We start from the raw sequence: 19,902 nt of genomic DNA, 5'->3' as shown, positions 1-19,902 counted from the left end.
CCCAAACGAGGAGTGCATTCATGTTGAAACCCGAAGTCGACAGCCTGGTTCCCCACGTTCCGTTCTCGCGCCGCAAGTTCATGCAGGCCGCGCTGGGCGGCGCCTTCGCGGCGGCCGTGCTGCCCGTGTCGGCGCAGACGGTCACGACCGACAGCGACGGGCTGGATGTCGACACCGTCGAAATCCGCTCGGGCGATGCGAGCGTGCCCGCGTATCGCGCGCAGCCGAAAGGCAAGACGAACCTGCCGGTCGTCATCGTGATCCACGAGATCTTCGGCGTGCATGCGCATATCGCCGACGTCTGCCGCCGCTTCGCGAAGCTCGGCTATCTCGCGATCGCGCCCGACCTGTTCGCGCGGCAGGGCAACGCGTCGAAGTATCCGACGATCAAGGAGCTCGACGAGCACATCATCAGCAAGGTGCCCGACCGCCAGGTCACCGAGGATCTCGACGCGACCGTCGCATGGGCCGGCAAGAACGGCGGCGATCTGTCGCGCCTGGGCGTGACGGGGTTCTGCTGGGGGGGCCGTCAGGCGTGGCTGTATGCGGAGCACAATCCACACGTGCGCGCGGCCGTGGCGTGGTATGGGTTCGTCGAGGGCAAGACCGACGAGATGACGCCGTTCAACCCGGTCGATCATGCGTCGTTGTTGAAGGTGCCCGTGCTTGGGCTGTACGGCGAGAAGGACACGAACATCACGCAGGCGGCGCTCGCGGACATGCGCAAGGCGATCCAGACGAGCGACTCGAAGCTCGCGCGGGAATCGGAAATCGTCGTGTATCCGGATGCCGGTCACGCGTTCTTTGCCGATTACCGGCCAAGCTATGTGAAGGCCGATGCGGAGGAGAGCTGGAAGCGCGCGATCGCGTGGCTCCACAAGTACGGCGTGATGTAAACGACAAGGCGGCATCTGCCGCCGCCTTGTCGTTGCGTCGCACCGGTGCTTACGGGTTCGGGCCGGTCGCGATCGGTCGCGACGGATCGGCGCTCCATTCGCTCCACGAGCCCGGATACAGCGACGCACCGTGCAGCCCCGCGATCTCGAGCGCAAGCGCGTTGTGGCATGCGGTCACGCCGGACCCGCATTGCAGGATCACGCTGTTCGGTTCGGTGCCGGCCAGCAGCGTGGTGAACGTCTCGCGCAGCTCGTGACCGGTCTTGAAGCGGCCGTCGCCGGCCAGGTTGTCCTTGAAGAACCGATTGCGTGCGCCGGGAATGTGGCCGCCGACACGATCGATCGTTTCGTTTTCGCCGCGATAGCGATCCGGCGCGCGCGCATCGATTACGACACGCTTGGCCGACGTCACGTTCGCGAGCACGGCCGCCGCGTCGACCGTCGATTCGAGCGGGGCTGCCGCGCGGAAGTCGCCGGCGGCCGGGTGCGGCACGTCGGTGGCCAGCGCCTGGCCGGCCGCTTCCCATGCCTGCAGGCCGCCGTCGAGCACCGCGACGGAATCGTGTCCGAGCCAGCGTAGCAGCCACCACAGGCGTGCCGCATACGCGCCGCCTTGTGCGTCATAGGCGACGACCTGCTGGCCCTGCTTGACGCCGCGGCTGGCGATCAGCGTCGCGAGTGCGTCGCGGGTCGGCAGCGGATGGCGGCCGTTGGTGCCGGTCTTGCGGCCGGACAGGTCGCGGTCGAGGTGGAGATACTGCGCGCCCGGGATATGGCCGGCCGCATAGGCGGCTTCGCCTGCGCCCGGATCGACGAGATCGAAGCGGCAGTCGAACACGGCGACGCTGCCCGGCGCCGCGGCCAGGCGCTCGGCGAGGTTGGTTGCGGAGATGAGCGTGGTGTAGTGGGTATGTGGCATGACGGCTCCCTGGAGTGCAAACGGCCTGATACTCCAAGTCTAAACAAAAAAAGACGGGCCGAAACCCGTCTTTTCATATGCCGAATGCCGTGCGGCGCCGACGCGCCACGCGCACGATCAGAGATCGCCGAGGTGGCGACGCAGAAACTCGTGGAAGTGCTGCATGCCGTCTTCCATCGGGCTCTGGTACGGGCCGACCTGTGATTCGCCGCGCGCCATCAGTGCGTGGCGGCCTGCGTCCATCCGCATCGCGATTTCGTCGTCCTCGACGGCCGTCTCCATATAGGCGGCGCGCTCGGCCTCGACGAACTCGCGCTCGAACAGCGCGATTTCCTCGGGGTAATAGAACTCGACGATGTTGGTCGTCTTCTGCGGGCCGCGCGGAATCAGCCACGACACGACGAGCACGTGCGGATACCACTCGATCATCAGGCCCGGGTAGTAGACCATCCAGATCGCGCCGAACTCCGGCGGCACGCCGTTGCGGAACTTGAGCACCTGCTCGTGCCACGTCTTGTAGGTCGCGCTGCCCGGTTTCGCGAGGGCGTTGTGCACGCCGACCGTCTGCACGCTGTACCAGTCGCCGAACTCCCATTTGAGATCGTCGCACGACACGAAGCTGCCGAGGCCCGGGTGGAACGGGACGACGTGATAATCCTCGAGGTAGACCTCGATGAACGTCTTCCAGTTGTAATCGCACTCGTGCACTTCGACGTGGTCGAAGTGATACTCGGAGAAGTCGAAGTGATGCTTCGTGCCGAGGTTCGCGAGATCGCGCGCGACGTTGCGGCCTTCGGCCTCGAACAGCAGCCCCTGCCAGTTCTGCAGCGGGCTCTTGCCGAGATTCAGGCACGGCTTGTCGGGGAAGTGCGGCGCGCCGAGCAGCTGGCCTTCCAGATCGTACGTCCAGCGATGCAGCGGACACACGATGTTCTGCGTGTGGCCGCGCCCGTTCAGCATGATCGCCTGACGGTGACGGCACACGTTCGACAGCAGTTCGATCTGGTTCGCCGGGTTGCGGACCAGCACGCGGCCTTCCTTCTCGGACGGCAGCGCAAAATAATCCCCCGCCTCGGGCACCATCAACTCGTGCCCGACGTAACGAGGTCCTTTCTTGAAGAGGGTTTCGATCTCGCGCTCAAGCAGCGCCTCATCGAAGTATGCAGTGACTGGAAGCTGGCTATGGGCCGACTTCAACTGAAGCGCATCGCTCAGATTGGACATTCCCACTCCCGGTGATAGCGTGAAAGCAGTGAACAACCCAACCATCGAAAAATCGATTTAGGGAAACGGGGAATTATACCGGGTTCGCCTCGCAAGGCTAGGATTAAGTGCCTGATTTGTGTCAATTTTTTGTCGGGCGACGAACGAGTGGCGCACAATGTGTGTCGAAGAAGGGGCCCGAATGCGTGCCCGGGTGCCCAAGTCGTCAGGTCGGAAAATTCTCTTTTGCCGTAGAATGTCCGACTTGTTTTGAAATTTGACACCCTCGTCCATGGCGAAAACCGCATCCCCAGGCGCCACCCCGCCCGGCAATGGCACCGAACCGTTGCCGGACAACTATGAAACGGCGCTCGCGGAACTCGAGACGCTGGTTGCCCGGATGGAAGGCGGCACGTTGAGCCTCGAGGATTCGCTCGCTGCGTATCGCCGCGGTGCGACCCTCGTTGCGTTTTGCCAACAGCAGCTCGAGAAAGTGGAGCAGCAGGTTCGCGTGCTCGACGGCGCGACGCTGAAGCCGCTTTCGTCCGGAACGGCCGCCACGGACGGCGAAGACGACGATCTATGACATTCGAACAATGGATGCGGTCCGTGCTCGACCGTGTCGAGGACGCACTCGGCCACTATTTGCCGGCTGAAAACGTGGTGCCCACGCAACTCCACGAAGCAATGCGCTACGCGGTCCTCGGCGGCGGCAAACGCGTTCGCCCGCTGCTGTGCCATGCAGCAGGCGAACTGACCGGCGCGACCGAAGCGGCGCGCAACGCGGCGGCGGCGGCGCTGGAGATGATCCACGTCTACTCGCTCGTGCACGACGACATGCCGTGCATGGACGACGACGCGCTGCGACGCGGCAAGCCGACCGTGCACGTGCAGTACGACGAGCCGACGGCACTGCTGGTCGGCGATGCGCTGCAGTCGCAGGCATTCGTCGCGCTGACCGATGCCGCGGCGCTGTCGCCGGTGCAGCAGGCCGCGCTCGTGCGCGAACTGGCGCTGGCGAGCGGCTCGATCGGCATGGCCGGCGGGCAGGCGATCGACCTGGCGAGCGTTGGCCTCAAGCTGACGCGCGAGCAGCTCGAGACGATGCACCGGATGAAGACGGGCGCGCTGTTGCGCGCGGCCGTGCGGATGGGCGCGCTGGCGGGCGACACGCCGTCGGCGGAAGCGATGGCCGCGCTCGACGTTTACGCGGGGGCCGTGGGTCTGGCCTTCCAGGTCGTCGACGACATTCTCGACGTCACGACCGATTCGGCGACGCTCGGCAAGACGGCCGGCAAGGATGCGGCGAACGACAAGCCGACCTACGTATCGATCCTCGGCCTCGACGCGTCGCGCGAGCTCGCGGCGCAGTTGCGCGCCGAAGCGCACGATGCGTTGAAACCGTTCGGCGCACGCGCACAGCGTCTCGCCGAACTTGCCGACCTGGTGGTGAACCGGGTCAGCTGACGCGAAGCCCGCCGCTGCGCACACGCTACGGTGCGTGCAATAGAATGCGGGCGCGTTTGATTTCCTACAATGGAACGACGATGTACGACTTGCTGAAAACCATCGACGACCCGGCGGATCTGCGCCGCCTCGATCGTCGCCAACTCCAACCGCTCGCGGATGAACTGCGCGCGTTCGTGCTCGACAGCGTGTCGAAGACGGGCGGCCATTTGTCGTCCAACCTCGGGACGGTCGAGCTGACGATCGCGTTGCACTACGTGTTCAACACGCCGAACGACCGGATCGTCTGGGACGTGGGTCACCAGACCTACCCGCACAAGATCCTGACGGGCCGCCGCGACCAGATGCATTCGCTGCGCCAGTACGACGGCATCTCGGGTTTCCCGCGCCGCAGCGAGTCCGAATACGACACGTTCGGCACCGCGCATTCGAGCACGTCGATTTCGGCGGCGCTCGGCATGGCGATCGGCAGCCAGCTGAACGGCGACGACCGCTTCTCGATCGCGGTGATCGGCGACGGCGCGATGACGGCCGGCATGGCGTTCGAGGCGATGAACAATGCGGGCGTGTCGGAGGATGCGAAGCTCCTCGTGATCCTCAACGACAACGACATGTCGATTTCGCCGCCGGTCGGCGCGCTGAACCGCCATCTCGCCCGCCTGATGTCGGGTCGCTTCTACGCGGCCGCGCGGGCCGGCGTCGAGCGCGTGCTGAGCGTGGCGCCGCCTGTGCTCGAACTCGCGCGCAAGCTCGAGGAGCACGCGAAGGGCATGGTCGTGCCGGCCACGCTGTTCGAGGAGTTCGGCTTCAACTACATCGGCCCGATCGACGGTCACGATCTCGATTCGCTGATCCCGACGCTGCAGAACATCCGCGAACTGCGCGGTCCGCAATTCCTGCACGTGGTGACGAAGAAAGGCCAGGGCTACAAGCTCGCCGAAGCCGATCCCGTGCTCTATCACGGCCCCGGCAAGTTCAATCCGGCAGAAGGCATCAAGCCGTCGGCCACGCCCGCGAAGAAGACGTACACGCAGGTGTTCGGCGAATGGCTGTGCGATGAAGCCGAGCGCGATACGCGCGTCGTCGGCATCACGCCCGCGATGCGCGAAGGCTCGGGCATGGTCGAGTTCGAGAAGCGCTTCAAGGATCGCTACTACGATGTCGGCATCGCCGAGCAGCACGCGGTGACGTTCGCGGGCGGTCTCGCGACCGAAGGGCTGAAGCCCGTCGTCGCGATCTATTCGACGTTCCTGCAGCGTGCATACGACCAGCTGATTCACGACGTCGCGCTGCAGAACCTACCGGTCGTGTTCGCGATCGACCGCGCGGGCCTCGTCGGCGCCGACGGTGCGACGCACGCCGGTGCTTACGATCTCGCGTTCATGCGCTGCATCCCGAACATGACGGTCATGGCCGCGTCCGACGAGAACGAGTGCCGCCAGATGCTGCACACTGCGCTTCAGCAGCCGAACCCGACCGCGGTGCGCTATCCGCGCGGCGCGGGCACGGGTGTGGCGACGGTGAAGGAGCTCACCGGGATCCCGCTCGGCAAGGGCGAAGTACGTCGCCGTACGTCGCAGCCGGAAGGCAAGCGCGTCGCGATCCTCGCGTTCGGCACGATGGTCGCGCCGTCGCTGGCGGCGGGTGAGGAACTCGACGCAACGGTCGCGAACATGCGCTTCGTGAAGCCGGTCGATGCGGCGCTCGTGCGTGAACTCGCCGAGACGCACGACTACCTCGTCACGGTCGAGGAAGGCTGCGTGATGGGCGGCGCGGGCTCGGCCTGCGTCGAAGCCCTGATGGAGAGTGGGGTTATCCGACCCGTAATACAATTGGGCCTCCCTGACCAGTTCATCGATCACGGCGATCCCGCGAAGCTGCTGTCGCAATGCGGCCTCGACGGCGCGGGCATCGCGAAATCGATTCGCGAACGCTTCCTGAGCCCGGCGGCCGATGTTGCCGGTCAGGCGAAGCGCGTCGCATAAGCTGGCGCCGCCTGCGGGCGGCGTCGGTGCGACTGGCGCAACCGGTCTACATTGATGCGGAAAACATGGGCCTGCGGGCCCATGTTGCTTTTCCGGCTGCCGCATGACGCGGCGTGCGCGTCGTCGAACGCGCGGCTTACAAGGATTGAACAAGATGAACCAGATGAATCCCGCCTTCGTGATGCCCGACGTGCAGAGCACGGTGGATACCCGCCAGATTCCGATTCAGCGCGTGGGCGTGAAGGCGGTCCGGCATCCGTTGACGGTGCGTACCGAAAGCGGCGACGTGCAGCCGACCGTCGGCGTCTGGAATCTCGACGTGCGCTTGCCCGCCGATCAGAAGGGCACGCACATGTCGCGCTTCGTCGCGCTGCTCGAGGAGAATCGTGCGCCGCTGACGGTCGAGCGCTTCCGCGCGATGCTCGCGTCGATGCTCCAGAAGCTGGAAGCCGAGGCCGGCCGCATCGAAGTCACGTTCCCGTACTTCGTGAACAAGACGGCGCCGGTGTCGGGCGTGCAGAGCCTGCTCGATTATGAAGTGACGCTCGCGGGCGAAAGCCGCAACGGCGAAGCGCGTCTGTTCCTGAAGGTGCTCGTGCCGGTGACGAGCCTGTGCCCATGCTCGAAGAAGATCTCGCAGTACGGCGCACACAACCAGCGTTCGCACGTGACGATCGACGCGGAGCTCGCGGCCGACCTGCCGGTCGAGGCGCTGATCCGCATCGCGGAAGAAGAGGCGTCGTGCGAGCTGTGGGGCTTGCTGAAGCGTCCGGACGAGAAGTTCGTCACGGAGCGCGCATACGAGAATCCGAAGTTCGTCGAGGATCTGGTGCGCGACGTCGCGCAGCGTCTCGATGCGGACGAGCGCGTGGCCGCCTATGTGCTCGAAGCCGAAAACTTCGAGTCGATCCACAATCACAGCGCGTATGCGCTGATCGAGCGCGACAAGCGATACGCCGCGTAACGCTGCGTTTTTGCCGCTGCAACGAACAAAGGCCGCTCGATCGAGCGGCCTTTTTGTTTGCCGGTGTGTGCCGGTGCGCAGGATGTCGCGTTGAGCGAATCAGCGTGGGAGCGACGCGAGATCCCAGCGCGGTTTCACCGTGAACGCGTAGTCGGCGTTCGCCTGCTCGGGCCAGCGGCCGAGCCGCAATGCGCCGGCGAGCGCGATCATCGCGCCGTTGTCGGTGCAGAGCGCGAGATCCGGATAGTGCACGTCGAAGCCGCGCTTGGCCGCGGCGGCCGACAGCGCCGCGCGCAACTGGCGGTTCGCACCGACACCACCCGCGACCACGAGGCGCTTGAGCTTCGTCGTCTTGAGCGCGGCGAGCGACTTCGCGACGAGCACGTCGACGGCCGCGTCGACGAAGCCACGCGCGAGATCGGCCTTCGCGCGCTCGAGCGCCTCGCCCTCCAGTTTCGCCGCCTCGAACTTCTTCATCTGCGTGAGCACGGCCGTCTTCAGGCCGCTGAAGCTGAAGTCGAGATCGCCCGAATGCAGCATCGGGCGCGGCAGGACGACCGCGCCCGGCGTGCCCGTTTCAGCAAGCTTCGACACTTCCGGGCCGCCCGGATAGCCGAGGCCGATCAGCTTCGCCGTCTTGTCGAACGCTTCGCCGGCCGCGTCGTCGAGCGTTTCGCCGAGCGTTTCGTACACGCCGACGTCGGTCACGCGCATCAGTTGCGTATGGCCGCCCGACACCAGCAGCGCGATGAACGGGAATGGCGGCGGCTCGTCGACGAGCAGCGGCGACAGCAGGTGGCCTTCGAGGTGATGGATGCCGACGGTCGGCTTGTTCCACGCGAGCGCGAGCGCATTCGCGATGCTCGCGCCGACCAGCAGCGCGCCGGCGAGGCCGGGGCCTTGCGTGAACGCGATCGCGTCGATGTCGTCGCGGCGCGTGCCGCTTTGCGCCATGACTTCCTCGAGCAGCGGCAGCGCGCGGCGGATGTGGTCGCGCGACGCGAGCTCGGGCACGACGCCGCCGTATTCGCGGTGCATCGCGATCTGCGAATGGAGCGCGTGCGCGAGCAGGCCGCGCTGCGTGTCGTAGAGCGCGAGGCCGGTTTCGTCGCAGGAGCTTTCGATGCCGAGAACGAGCATGGGTCGGGGCGGGGCGCGCTGCGCCGAGCGCGCCGCAAGAAGGTAAACGTAACCGCAAATTATAGCAGGCGGCGGCCGGCCGCCGCTGGGGTGCGGCCCGGGCGCGCGGCCGGGCAGGTACAATCCGCGCCATGGAAACTTACGATATCGCCGTGATCGGCGCGGGCGCCGCCGGGATGATGAGCGCCGCGGTCGCCGGACAACTCGGCCGCCGCGTGGTGCTGATCGACCACGCGCCGCGGCTCGCCGAGAAAATCCGCATTTCGGGCGGCGGCCGCTGCAACTTCACGAATCTCTACGCGGGCCCCGACAACTACCTGTCGTCGAATCCGCATTTCGCGCGCTCGGCGCTCGCGCGCTACACGCCGCGCGACTTCCTCGGGCTGCTCAAGCGCCATCACGTGACCTGGCACGAGAAGCACAAGGGGCAACTCTTTTGCGATCACGGCAGCGATGCGGTCATCGACGTGCTGAAGCACGAGTGCGACGCGGGCGGCATCGCCTGGCGCCGGCCGGTGGTCGTCGACGCGGTGCGCCATGCGCCGGCCGACGGCTTTACGCTCGACACGCAGCAGGCGGGGCCGATCCGCGCACGCGCGCTGGTCGTCGCCACCGGCGGCCTGTCGATCCCGAAGATCGGCGCGACCGATTTCGGCTACCGGCTCGCGAAGCAGTTCGGCCACAAGCTCGTCGATACGCGGCCCGCGCTCGTGCCGCTCACCTTTGCACAGCAGGACTGGGAGCCGTTCGCGGCGCTGTCCGGCGTGTCGCTCGAAGTGCGCGTGTCGACCGGCGACAAGAAGCGCGGCGGCGAATTCGTCGAGGACCTGCTGCTGACCCATCGCGGTCTGTCGGGTCCCGGCATCCTGCAGATCTCCAGCTACTGGCAGTCCGGCGACCCGATCCGTATCGACCTGCTGCCGCAGCGCGACGCGGTGGCCGACCTGCTCGAAGCGAAGCGCACGTCGAAGCGCCAGATCGGCTCGCTGCTCGCGGACTGGGTGCCGTCGCGCCTCGCCCACGTCTGGATCGACACGCACCGCGTCGCGGCCGACGCGCGGCTCGCGGACCTGCCCGACAAGACGCTGCGCCAGATCGGCGACGCGCTGTCCGGCTGGACGCTGACGCCGAACGGCACCGAGGGCTACAAGAAGGCCGAGGTGACGAAAGGCGGCGTCGATACGCGCGAATTGTCATCGGCGACGATGATGAGTGCGCGGGTGCCGGGGCTGTTCTTCATCGGCGAGGCGGTGGACGTGACGGGCTGGCTCGGCGGCTACAACTTCCAGTGGGCGTGGGCGTCCGGCACGGCGGCCGGGCAGGCGGCGGCGGAGTTTTCGCGCGGCGCCTGATACGGCCGGGCGGGCCCGCGGTTGACGGGGCCCGGCCCTTATGTCTTTGCACGACGCTCTGCTATACTCGTAAGCCTTCCCTGCAAACCTTTATTCGTGTCGGATCATGACGATCATTCGCGTTAAAGAAAACGAGCCGTTCGAAGTCGCCATGCGTCGCTTCAAGCGCACGATCGAGAAGAACGGTCTGCTGACCGAGCTTCGTGCGCGGGAGTTTTACGAGAAGCCGACCGCCGAGCGCAAGCGCAAGAAGGCTGCTGCGGTGAAGCGTCATTACAAGCGGATCCGCAGCCAGACGCTGCCGAAGAAGCTGTACTGAACGATTGAGCGCCGCGCGATTCACCGAGCGGCGCACCGGCGACCTCCGCACGATCGGCCTCGATATGGGGCCGCGAGTCGCCGATGCCGGATTCGAGCAACCCGCTTGAGACTTAGTCCCAAGCGGGTTTTTGTGTTGACGTCCGTTCGCGGGCGTCGAAGTCACGTTTCCATCCCGGGTGCAAGATGAGTTTGAAAGAGCAGATCAGCGAAGACATGAAGGCCGCGATGCGCGCGAAGGAAAGCGAGCGTCTGGCGACGATTCGCCTGCTGATGGCCGCGATCAAGCAGCGCGAAGTCGATGATCGGGTGACCCTCGACGACGCGGGCATCACCGCGGTGATCGACAAGATGATCAAGCAGCGCAAGGACTCGATCAGCCAGTTCCAGGCCGCCGGCCGCGACGATCTCGTCGCGAAGGAGCAGGCCGAACTGACGGTGCTGGGCGCCTACATGCCCACGCAACTGTCGGACGCCGAAGTGGCCGCCGAAGTTCAGGCCGCGGTCGCGGCAACCGGCGCAGCCGGCCCGCAGGACATGGGCAAGGTGATGGGCGTGCTGAAGGGCAAGCTGGCCGGCCGCGCCGACATGACGGCCGTTTCCGCGCAGGTCAAGGCCGCGCTGTCGAAGTAAAGCCCGCCTCCCGGCGCGTCGCTTGCGCGTGCGCCGGGGCGTCGTATTGTCTTTTTTTCGCTCGATCCCACGGTGATTCCGCATTCGTTCCTGCAGGACTTGCTGAACCGCGTCGATATCGTCGACGTGGTGGGCCGGTATGTGCAGCTCAAGAAGGGCGGCGCCAACTTCATGGGGTTGTGCCCGTTCCATAACGAGAAGAGCCCGTCGTTTACCGTCAGTCCGACCAAGCAGTTCTATCACTGCTTCGGCTGCGGCGCGCACGGCACGGCGATCGGCTTCCTGATGGAGCATGCGGGGCTCACGTTCCCGGAAGCCGTGCAGGAGCTCGCGCAATCGGTCGGGCTGACCGTGCCGCACGAGCCGTCGATGCGCGGCGGAGGCGTTGGGGGCGGCGGCGATTATCCCGCGCCGGTGTCGAAATCGGTGGCGACCGCGTTGTCCGACGTGATGTCCGCCGCGTGCGACTACTACCGCAAGCAATTGCGTGGCGCGACCGTCGCGATCCAGTACCTGAAAAACCGGGGCCTGACCGGCGAGATCGCCGCGCGCTTCGGGCTCGGCTATGCGCCGGACGGTTGGCAGAACCTCGAAACCGCGTTCCCGGACTACCGCGACGACTCGCTCGTCGAATCGGGGCTCGTGATCGTCAGCGAGAAGACCGACGCGCAAGGCGTCGCGCGCCGCTACGACCGGTTCCGCGAGCGGATCATGTTCCCGATCCGCAACGTGAAGGGGCAGGTGATCGGGTTCGGTGGCCGCGTGCTCGGAAGCGGCGAGCCGAAATACCTGAACTCGCCCGAAACGCCGCTGTTCAACAAGGGCAGCGAACTGTACGGGCTGTTCGAGGCGCGCCTCGCGATCCGCGAGCGCAAGTACGTGCTGGTCGTCGAAGGCTACATGGACGTCGTCGCGCTCGCGCAGCTCGGCTTCCCGAACGCGGTCGCGACGCTCGGCACGGCATGCACGCCGATCCACGTACAGAAGTTGCTGCGCCAGACCGACACGGTCATTTTCAGCTTCGACGGCGACTCGGCCGGCCGGCGTGCGGCGCGCCGCGCGCTCGAGGCGTGCCTGCCGCATGCGGCGGACAACCGCACGATCCGATTCCTTTTCCTGCCGTCCGAACACGATCCGGACAGCTATGTACGCGAATTCGGTGCGGACGCATTCTCCGAGCAGGTCGAGCGCGCGATGCCGCTGTCACAATTTCTGTTGAACGAAGCAATTGCCGGCAAGGCGCTCGATCAGCCGGAAGGTCGCGCGAAGGCGCTGTTCGACGCGAAGCCGCTGTTGCAGGCGCTGCCGGCGAACGCGTTGCGCGCACAGATCATGCACATGTTCGCCGACCGTCTCGATATCCCGTTCGAGGAAGTCGCGGGGCTGTCGGACGTCGATGCGCGCATCGCGGCGCCGGCGCGCCAGGCGCCCGCGCGCAGCGAGCGGCGGCGCGTGACGGACAGCGAAAAGCGTGCGTTGCGTACGCTCGTGATGCACCCGCGGATCGCGTCGCAGCTCGACGACGAACAGCTTGCGACCCTGCGCGCGCTGCCGCGGATCGGCGAACTGTTCGCCGAAGTCGTCGAGCATGCGCGTGCGCTGGGCGACGGTGCGGAGTTCCGGCTACTGTCGGATGTCCTGCGGACGTCCTCGAACGGGGCGACTTACGAGGAAATCTTCCGCGAAATTCTGGACTATGATGAAAACGTCCGCGATTTGCTGTTACAGAATCCGGAAGACGAGACGGTGCCCGAGCGGCAGCGTGAACAGGAACGGATCGCGGGGGAGGAACTGCAGGCCGCGGTGCTCAAGATGCGCTATGACGCTTGCTGCGACCGGCTCGATCGGCTGGCGCGGCAATCCACCTTCACACCCGAGGAGTTGGCCGAATTGACGGAATTGAACCAGCAGCGAACCGACATGAAGCGTCGGCTCGGGCTGTAGGCGGCCGGGGCGCTGAGAGAGGGCGCCCCAGCGTGCTATAATATAAGGTTTCCAGCGGTTTGTTTTCTAAGCAGAGGCGAGAATCGCGATGGCAAAGACGACAGGCGGAAAGAAAGCAGCAGGCAAGGGCTCGACGGAGCCGACCACCAAGGTCACAGCGGCCAAGTCTGCTTCTTCCACCAGGACAACGTCATCAGTCACGTCAGCCCCTGCAGGAAAGAAAACCGCGGCCGGCACTGCTCAGGCTGCGCCGGCGTCGGCAGCCAGAACACGGGCTGCCGCCAGACCCGACTCCGGGCCGGCCAAGCCGGCGGCGAAGCGGGCAAGTGCGAAAAGCGCAAGGGACACGACTGCCGCCGCGGACGAAACGGCAGTACGTACTACTCATGCACCCACGGTTCAACCGGCTGTCGTCCAGCAGCCGCGAGTCGATATAGCCGGTACGGCGAACTCCATGACCAAAAAGCTGAACGAAGTATCCGTCGACGACGACGCAAATCAGAGCGACGAGCAGCCCGCAGCCGTGGCTGCTCCGGGCAAATCCAAGGTGCGCGATCGTCGCGCCAAGGAAAAGGCGCTGCTGAAGGAAGCGTTCGCGACGAGCACGCCCGGCACGGCCGAGGAGCTCGAAGAGCGCCGTGTGAAGCTGCGCGCGCTGATCAAGCTCGGCAAGGAGCGCGGCTTCCTCACGTATGCCGAAATCAACGACCACCTGCCGGACAACTTCACCGAGACCGAAGCCCTCGAGGGCATCATCGGCACGTTCAACGACATGGGCGTGGCGGTTTACGAGCAGGCACCGGACGCGGAAACGCTGCTCCTGAACGACAACGCGCCGGCCGCGTCGTCGGACGATGAAGTTGAGGAAGAAGCGGAAGTCGCGCTGTCGACCGTCGATTCGGAATTCGGTCGCACGACCGATCCGGTCCGGATGTACATGCGTGAGATGGGCACGGTCGAGCTGCTCACGCGCGAAGGCGAAATCGAGATCGCGAAGCGGATCGAGGACGGCCTGCGCCACATGGTGATGGCAATTTCCGCGTGCCCGACGACGATCGCCGACATCCTCGCGATGGCTGAGCGCGTCGCGAACGAAGAGATCCGCGTCGACGAGCTCGTCGACGGCCTGCTCGATCCGAATGCGTCGGACTCCGCCGATACGGACGGTTTCTCCGCGAAGGAAGCGGAAGCGATCGAGAACGAGGACGAGGAAGCCGAAGAGGAAGAGGAAGAAGAGGAAGAGGAGGAAGACGACGGTGCCGCGCAGGCATCGGCCAACGCCGCCCAGCTCGAAGCCCTCAAGCGCGCATCGCTCGACAAGTTCTCGCAGATCAGTGAGTGGTTCGACAAGATGCGCCGCGCGTTCGAGAAGGAAGGCTACAAGTCGAAGTCCTACCTGAAGGCGCAGGAAACGATCCAGACCGAACTGATGACGATCCGCTTCACCGCGCGTACCGTCGAGCGTCTGTGCGACACGCTGCGTGCGCAAGTGGACGAAGTGCGTCAGGTCGAGCGTCAGATCCTGCACATCGTCGTCGACAAGTGCGGCATGCCGCGTTCGGAATTCATCGCGCGCTTCCCGGGCAGCGAGACGGATCTCGACTGGGCCGAGAAGATCACGGCCGAAGGCCATGCGTACAGCGCGGTCCTGTCGCGTAACGTTCCGGCGATCCGCGAACAGCAGCAGCGTCTGATCGACCTGCAGGCGCGCGTCGTGCTGCCGCTGAAGGACCTGAAGGAAACCAACCGCCAGATGGCGGCCGGCGAACTGAAGGCGCGTCAGGCGAAGCGTGAAATGACCGAGGCGAACCTGCGTCTCGTGATCTCGATCGCGAAGAAGTACACGAACCGCGGCCTGCAGTTCCTCGACCTGATCCAGGAAGGCAACATCGGCCTGATGAAGGCGGTGGACAAGTTCGAATACCGTCGCGGCTACAAGTTCTCGACCTATGCGACGTGGTGGATCCGCCAGGCCATCACGCGTTCGATCGCGGACCAGGCGCGCACGATCCGTATTCCGGTTCACATGATCGAAACGATCAACAAGATGAACCGCATCTCGCGGCAGATCCTGCAGGAAACCGGTCTCGAGCCGGATCCGGCAACGCTTGCCGAGAAGATGGAGATGCCGGAAGACAAGATCCGCAAGATCATGAAGATCGCGAAGGAGCCGATCTCGATGGAAACGCCGATCGGCGACGACGACGATTCCCATCTCGGCGACTTCATCGAGGACAACAACACGGTCGCGCCGGCGGATGCCGCGCTGCATGCAAGCATGCGCGACGTCGTGAAGGACGTGCTCGATTCGCTGACGCCGCGTGAGGCGAAGGTGCTGCGGATGCGTTTCGGTATCGAGATGAGCACCGATCACACGCTCGAGGAAGTCGGCAAGCAGTTCGACGTCACCCGCGAGCGGATCCGTCAGATCGAGGCCAAGGCGCTGCGCAAGCTGCGTCACCCGAGCCGTTCCGACAAGCTGAAGTCGTTCCTCGAAGGGAACTGATTTCCAGCGTCTCACTTGCGAACGCCGCCGGTATCCGCGTGATGCCGGTGGCGTTTGTCCTCTTCAGCGGCTTTATTGTTACAATGCCGGCCCGGCTTCGTTGCCGGGGCTGCGTGTAGCACGCGTTGCTTTTCATCTGGGCCCCTAGCTCATGCTTGGTTAGAGCAGCGAACTCATAATTCGTTGGTGCCGGGTTCGACTCCCGGGGGGCCCACCAGATTCGCTTCCAGGGTTATCCGGGGAAGCCGCGAAACCCGCGATGCCGCAAGGCTTCGCGGGTTTTTCTTTTGCCTGCTGCCCGAATGTGTCGAACGTGTTGAACGCGTTCGCGCCGTCCCCGCATGTCGTATCGCCGCCACCGGGGAAACACGGAGAGCGTGCCGTCCCGATATCAATCGAAGTATGCTGTAGCGCGACCGGCGCACGCGCTCGAGATTCGTCGAGCGCGCGAACCGCAGGCCAGCGCCGCGCTCCGTCCGGCAGCCAGAACAAATACACACCGACTTGGCCCGACAGTGGGGGCGGCCATCATGATCATGCTGCGTTCGTGGGGTGCGATTCTCTCGTTGCTGATGCTTGCCGCGTGCGCCAGCCTGCCGCCGCAGGCCGGCCGCGCGCCGACGCACGCATTCACCGATACCGAAAACACCCGCCTCGGCGTCGCGTTCCGCCACCAGGCCACCGCCCATCCGGGGCAGGACGCGTTTCATCTGCTGCGCGATCCCGTCGATGCACTCGATGCGCGCGTGCTGCTTGCCGATCGCGCGGACCGCTCGCTGGACCTTCAATACTACATCTGGCACGACGACCTGACCGGACACGAGCTCGCGGATGCGGTCATCCGTGCGGCCGATCGCGGCGTACGCGTGCGCGCGCTGCTCGACGATCTCGGCACGAACGCGGACGATCGCAAGCTGCTCGAGATCAGTTCGCATCCGAACATCGAGATCAGGCTCTTCAATCCGGTCGCGACGCGCCACTTCAAGAAGATCGGTACGGTGCTCGAGTTCGCGCGCGTCAACCGGCGCATGCACAACAAGGCGATGATCGCGGACAACCAGGCAGCGATCGTCGGCGGCCGCAATATCGGCGACGAGTACTTCGGCGCGTCGTCGATGCTGGAGTTCGGCGATCTCGATGTGGTCGTGCATGGCCCCGTCGTGAACGACATCTCGACCGAATTCGATACATTCTGGAATTCGCCGTATGCGTATCCGGTCGATGCGCTGGTCGGGCACGACGCGGCGCCGGGCGGCCTCGATCGGGAACGCGAACGGCTGCGCGACTACCTGCGGGCGATGGAGGACAATCCTTACGTGCTCGAGGCGCGGCAAAGGCTCGACCAGATCGTGCACGGGCAGGGCACAGAGCTGTCATGGGGGCAGGCGACGGTCCTGTACGACGATCCGGCGAAGATCGCACGCTCGCCGAAGGACAGCGACGGGCACCTGATGCCGCAACTGCGCGCACTCGCGTTGCGGCCTGAGCACGAACTGCTGATCGTGTCGCCGTATTTCGTGCCGGGCAAAGACATGGTCGAACGCCTGCACGCGCTGACGGCACGCGGCGTGCGCGTGACGATCCTGACCAACTCGCTCGCGTCGACCGATGTCGCGGCCGTGCATGCCGGCTACCGGCGCTATCGGCGCGAGCTGATCGAGGCCGGCGTCCGGCTTTACGAGCGGCGCCCGTCCGGCGACAAGAGCATTTCGAAGCAGGTCATCATCGGCTCGTCGCGTGCGTCGCTGCATGCGAAGACGTATGTGTTCGATCGCAAGAGCATCTTCATCGGGTCGATGAATCTCGATCCGCGCTCGCTGAACCTCAACACCGAGATCGGCGTTTACTGCGAGAGTCCGGCGATTGCGTCCGAAGTCGCGATGGACCTGGAGCCGCGGCTCGATCGAATCGCGTGGCGAGTCGAATCGAGGAGCGATCCGGCCGGCAAGGGGCGGCTCAAGTGGATTCAGACCGACGCGGACGGAAAGGTGACCGAGCTCGATCACGAACCGGAAGTGTCGGCCGCGCGGCGCATGGAAGTGTGGTTTCTCGGCCTGTTTCCGATCGAGTCGCAGCTGTGAATTCGCTTGCCCGCGATCAACGCGGGCGGCGTGCGACGACGTGCATCGTCGATCGGGCAGCGACGCAGGCCTTGCCGCGAACACGGTTCCAGGCGCGAAATAACCCGCACCCGGAACCGTCCCGCTCATCGCGCGATCAGCGCGCGAAATCCGACGTGCTCTGGATGAACGTGTTCAGCTTCGAGATGTTCACGCTGCCGAAGCCCGTCGTCGCGTCCCAGCCGGCCTTCGCCTTGTAGCCGTACGTGCCGCTGCCGTTGTTGCCGGACGTCACGTCGTGCAGCAGCGCCGCGTTGCTCGGGAAGTACTTGTAGATGCTCGACGCGGGGAAGCCGAGCGCGTTGTTGTTCGCCGATTGCAGTCGCGCCCAGATGCCGGTGAAGATCGGCGCGGCCAGGCTCGTGCCGCCTTCGTTGTTCAGGTAGCCCGAGCCCCACAGCGTGTCGGACGTCTGCCCGTTCACCACGAGGATCGCGCCGGTGCGCAGGTCGGCGTCGAAGCCGACGTCAGGCAGCGCGCGCTTGGTCGACCCGGTGAGGGTCGACGATTGCCACGACGGCGCGGCTTCGTACTTGCTGTAGCCGCCGCCCGTCGCCCACACGGTGCCCGGTTGCCAGCTCGGATCGTTCCACACGACTTCGCTGTTGTACGCGTTGGTCGACGTACTGGTGAACAGCGTCGTGCCGCCCACCGCGATCACGTACGGCGACGTCGCGGGCTCGCTCACCGTGTAGGTCGAGCGCGACGGCGTGCCGCTCGCGCATTCGTATGCGCCGTGGTCGCCGGCCGACACGGAGAAGGTCTGCCCCTGCGCGACGGCCTGCTTGAAGATGGTGTCGTCGGTCGCTTGCGAGCCGGTGCTGTATGCGGACGACTCGCACACGCCGAGCGACACATTGATGACCTTCGCGACGTTGTCGCTCACCGCCTTGTTGTACGCGGCGGTGATCGCGGTGAGCGTCATCGACGGTGCCGTGTAGAACACGACCTGCTTCACGCTGCCGCCGGCGGCGCCGACGATCGACTGGCTATCGAGGTTCCATTCGACAGTGCCGGATGTATCGGTGTACGAACTGCCTGACGGCCCCGTCTGCACGACGCTGCTGCTGATCGTGCCGAGGCCGTTGTTCGCGGCGAACGTGTTGAGGTCACTTACAGTCTGCGACAGGTCGCCTTCGGAAATGATGCCGACCGTGGTCTGCGAGGCCGTCGGCGTGCCGTCGCCGCCGTAGAGCGACGAGAATTCCGTCGGGTTGTGCGGCACCGCGGATGCGCCTGCGGGGATCGTCAGGTTGCTGGTGTTGCCTTGCGGCGTGCTGCCCGCGCCGGTGTGCATGAGTTCGACGTTCTGCAGGCCCAGCACGGCGCCGACGATGCCGCCGATCGCGTTCGGCACCTGCGCGGCATCGGTGTTCGCGTAGACGCTGCGGCCGTTGCGCGTGAAGCGCTTGAGCGTCGTGCGGAACGCCGACTTGACCGTTGCCGCGGTGCCGGAGGCGGACACGAGCAGGCGGTTCGGCGCGACCACGACGTTGACGAAGCCAGCCTTGCGCAGGTGCGCGACCACGGAGGCGACCTGCTGGTCGGTCGGTGAGTACTGCGCGGCAAACTGCGCCGATGTGAGGAACTGCTTGTAGTGCGGCGAGCCGGGCGTATGCAGGTCGTGCAGGTACTGGTCGAGTTGCGCTTCGTTGCGCAGGTTCAGCCCGAGCACGATGTCGACGGATTCGCCGGGCGCCATCTCGGTGGCAGCCGCGGCAGCGGCGGCGGTGCTGGCCGCCGGCGCGCCGGCGATACTGCTGCTTTCACCCTGCTGGACGAGCGGCAGGAATCCCTTGGTGCGCGTTTCCATCCAGCCGGCGGCCGGTGCGGCATGGACGGTCGCCATGCCGAACGAAGCGGCTGCCGCGGCGGCGAAGGCGAGCATGACGATGCGGATGTGCTTGTGTTTCTTGTCTGCAACCTGATTCATGTTGAATTACCCCTCCGGTTGAACATCGAACGGCACGAACAACAACGGTCGACAGCGGCGCGGATCGTGCGCCGCCGATATCCGCCGCGCTCGCGCGGATGGCGCGGACGCGACGGGGCCTTTCGCCCGATCCGGAAGGATGGTGATCCTCCGGGGGCGAAATGCTGGAATGCTGGTAACGGAGGCGCTGCGCCGCGATGCGGATCGGCCGCGCCGACAGGCTTGATGCAGGCGGGATGACTAGAGCAATAGCTTCGGTGTCCTGCTCATTCGGTTCGGTCCTTCGGCCTGCTGCCGGACGGCAGCTGCCCAATGAAATGCATCGGGATGTTGCATGCGCCAACGGAAGAAGAGGCGGTCGGCGGCGAGAACTTCGGTGCGGCGGAAGCGAAATGCGTCGAGCGGAATCGATTGCGTGGTCGGCAATTCGTCAGATTGCTTGAACGGGACGGTATCAAGAACGAAAGTTCGATGTCAAACTTTTTCTGATTATATGAAACAAAATTAAACTGAATAAGCTGA

At 65.4% G+C, this 19,902-nt stretch carries 15 protein-coding genes and 1 tRNA gene; 12 read left to right on the top strand and 4 right to left on the bottom strand.

Features of this window, described 5'->3' with window-relative positions:
* Nucleotides 1-20: 20 nt before the first annotated feature.
* Entirely contained in the window at nucleotides 21-896 is an 876-nt protein-coding gene (locus tag DIE23_RS09230) for a dienelactone hydrolase family protein (protein ID WP_124611828.1), read from the top strand.
* A 49-nt stretch (nucleotides 897-945) separates the two neighbouring features.
* On the opposite strand, the gene DIE23_RS09225 is transcribed toward DIE23_RS09230, so the two are convergent.
* Both DIE23_RS09225 and DIE23_RS09220 read right to left on the bottom strand, forming a co-directional pair.
* A complete protein-coding gene (locus DIE23_RS09225) occupies nucleotides 946-1,815 on the bottom strand; it encodes a sulfurtransferase (RefSeq protein WP_124611827.1) in 870 nt (289 codons plus the stop codon).
* Between the two features lie 117 nt (nucleotides 1,816-1,932).
* On the bottom strand, nucleotides 1,933-3,039 hold the full coding sequence (locus DIE23_RS09220; protein WP_124611826.1) for an aromatic ring-hydroxylating dioxygenase subunit alpha: 1,107 nt from the start codon (nucleotides 3,037-3,039) through the stop codon (nucleotides 1,933-1,935).
* Nucleotides 3,040-3,310: 271 nt separating this feature from the next.
* On the opposite strand from DIE23_RS09220, the gene DIE23_RS09215 reads away from it, so the two are divergent.
* The 4 genes from DIE23_RS09215 to folE2 all read left to right on the top strand — a co-directional run bounded on the left by DIE23_RS09215 (nucleotide 3,311) and on the right by folE2 (nucleotide 7,434).
* A complete protein-coding gene (locus DIE23_RS09215) occupies nucleotides 3,311-3,604 on the top strand; it encodes an exodeoxyribonuclease VII small subunit (protein ID WP_124611825.1) in 294 nt (97 codons plus the stop codon).
* Nucleotides 3,601-4,485, top strand: a complete 885-nt coding sequence (locus DIE23_RS09210) for a polyprenyl synthetase family protein (RefSeq protein ID WP_124611824.1) — start codon at nucleotides 3,601-3,603, stop codon at nucleotides 4,483-4,485. Before DIE23_RS09215 ends, DIE23_RS09210 begins: the two co-directional genes overlap by 4 nt.
* Nucleotides 4,486-4,565: 80 nt before the next feature.
* On the top strand, nucleotides 4,566-6,470 hold the full coding sequence (gene dxs / locus DIE23_RS09205; RefSeq protein WP_124611823.1) for a 1-deoxy-D-xylulose-5-phosphate synthase: 1,905 nt from the start codon (nucleotides 4,566-4,568) through the stop codon (nucleotides 6,468-6,470).
* 154 nt (nucleotides 6,471-6,624) lie between these two features.
* On the top strand, nucleotides 6,625-7,434 hold the full coding sequence (gene folE2, locus DIE23_RS09200) for a GTP cyclohydrolase FolE2 (protein WP_124611822.1): 810 nt from the start codon (nucleotides 6,625-6,627) through the stop codon (nucleotides 7,432-7,434).
* A 99-nt stretch (nucleotides 7,435-7,533) separates the two neighbouring features.
* Here folE2 and tsaD read toward each other — a convergent pair whose 3' ends face one another.
* The gene (gene tsaD, locus DIE23_RS09195; RefSeq protein WP_124611821.1) at nucleotides 7,534-8,574 is read right to left on the bottom strand and encodes a tRNA (adenosine(37)-N6)-threonylcarbamoyltransferase complex transferase subunit TsaD; all 1,041 of its coding nucleotides are present in this window, start codon (nucleotides 8,572-8,574) and stop codon (nucleotides 7,534-7,536) included.
* Between the two features lie 131 nt (nucleotides 8,575-8,705).
* Here tsaD and DIE23_RS09190 point away from each other — a divergent pair, with 131 nt between their 5' ends.
* The 7 genes from DIE23_RS09190 to DIE23_RS09155 all read left to right on the top strand — a co-directional run bounded on the left by DIE23_RS09190 (nucleotide 8,706) and on the right by DIE23_RS09155 (nucleotide 17,408).
* Nucleotides 8,706-9,926: an NAD(P)/FAD-dependent oxidoreductase gene (locus DIE23_RS09190; RefSeq protein ID WP_124611820.1), complete on the top strand. Its 1,221-nt coding sequence runs from the start codon at nucleotides 8,706-8,708 to the stop codon at nucleotides 9,924-9,926.
* A 106-nt stretch (nucleotides 9,927-10,032) separates the two neighbouring features.
* Nucleotides 10,033-10,245, top strand: a complete 213-nt coding sequence (rpsU, locus tag DIE23_RS09185) for a 30S ribosomal protein S21 (RefSeq protein WP_006479415.1) — start codon at nucleotides 10,033-10,035, stop codon at nucleotides 10,243-10,245.
* Nucleotides 10,246-10,430: 185 nt separating this feature from the next.
* A complete protein-coding gene (locus tag DIE23_RS09180; protein WP_124611819.1) occupies nucleotides 10,431-10,877 on the top strand; it encodes a GatB/YqeY domain-containing protein in 447 nt (148 codons plus the stop codon).
* 72 nt (nucleotides 10,878-10,949) lie between these two features.
* On the top strand, nucleotides 10,950-12,821 hold the full coding sequence (dnaG, locus tag DIE23_RS09175; protein WP_124611818.1) for a DNA primase: 1,872 nt from the start codon (nucleotides 10,950-10,952) through the stop codon (nucleotides 12,819-12,821).
* A gap of 88 nt (nucleotides 12,822-12,909) precedes the next feature.
* Nucleotides 12,910-15,327, top strand: a complete 2,418-nt coding sequence (gene rpoD, locus DIE23_RS09170) for an RNA polymerase sigma factor RpoD (protein ID WP_124611817.1) — start codon at nucleotides 12,910-12,912, stop codon at nucleotides 15,325-15,327.
* 138 nt (nucleotides 15,328-15,465) lie between these two features.
* Nucleotides 15,466-15,544 (top strand) — tRNA-Ile (locus tag DIE23_RS09165).
* Nucleotides 15,545-15,857: 313 nt separating this feature from the next.
* On the top strand, nucleotides 15,858-17,408 hold the full coding sequence (locus tag DIE23_RS09155; protein WP_124611816.1) for a phospholipase D family protein: 1,551 nt from the start codon (nucleotides 15,858-15,860) through the stop codon (nucleotides 17,406-17,408).
* Nucleotides 17,409-17,544: 136 nt separating this feature from the next.
* Here the strand turns inward: DIE23_RS09155 and DIE23_RS09150 are convergent, their stop codons facing one another.
* A complete protein-coding gene (locus DIE23_RS09150) occupies nucleotides 17,545-19,380 on the bottom strand; it encodes a protease pro-enzyme activation domain-containing protein (protein ID WP_124611815.1) in 1,836 nt (611 codons plus the stop codon).
* Nucleotides 19,381-19,902 lie beyond the last annotated feature (522 nt).

The sequence above is a fragment of the Burkholderia sp. Bp9143 genome, assembly GCF_003853645.1.
GTDB lineage: Bacteria > Pseudomonadota > Gammaproteobacteria > Burkholderiales > Burkholderiaceae > Burkholderia.
This window is presented reverse-complemented; position numbering and strand designations above follow the sequence as displayed.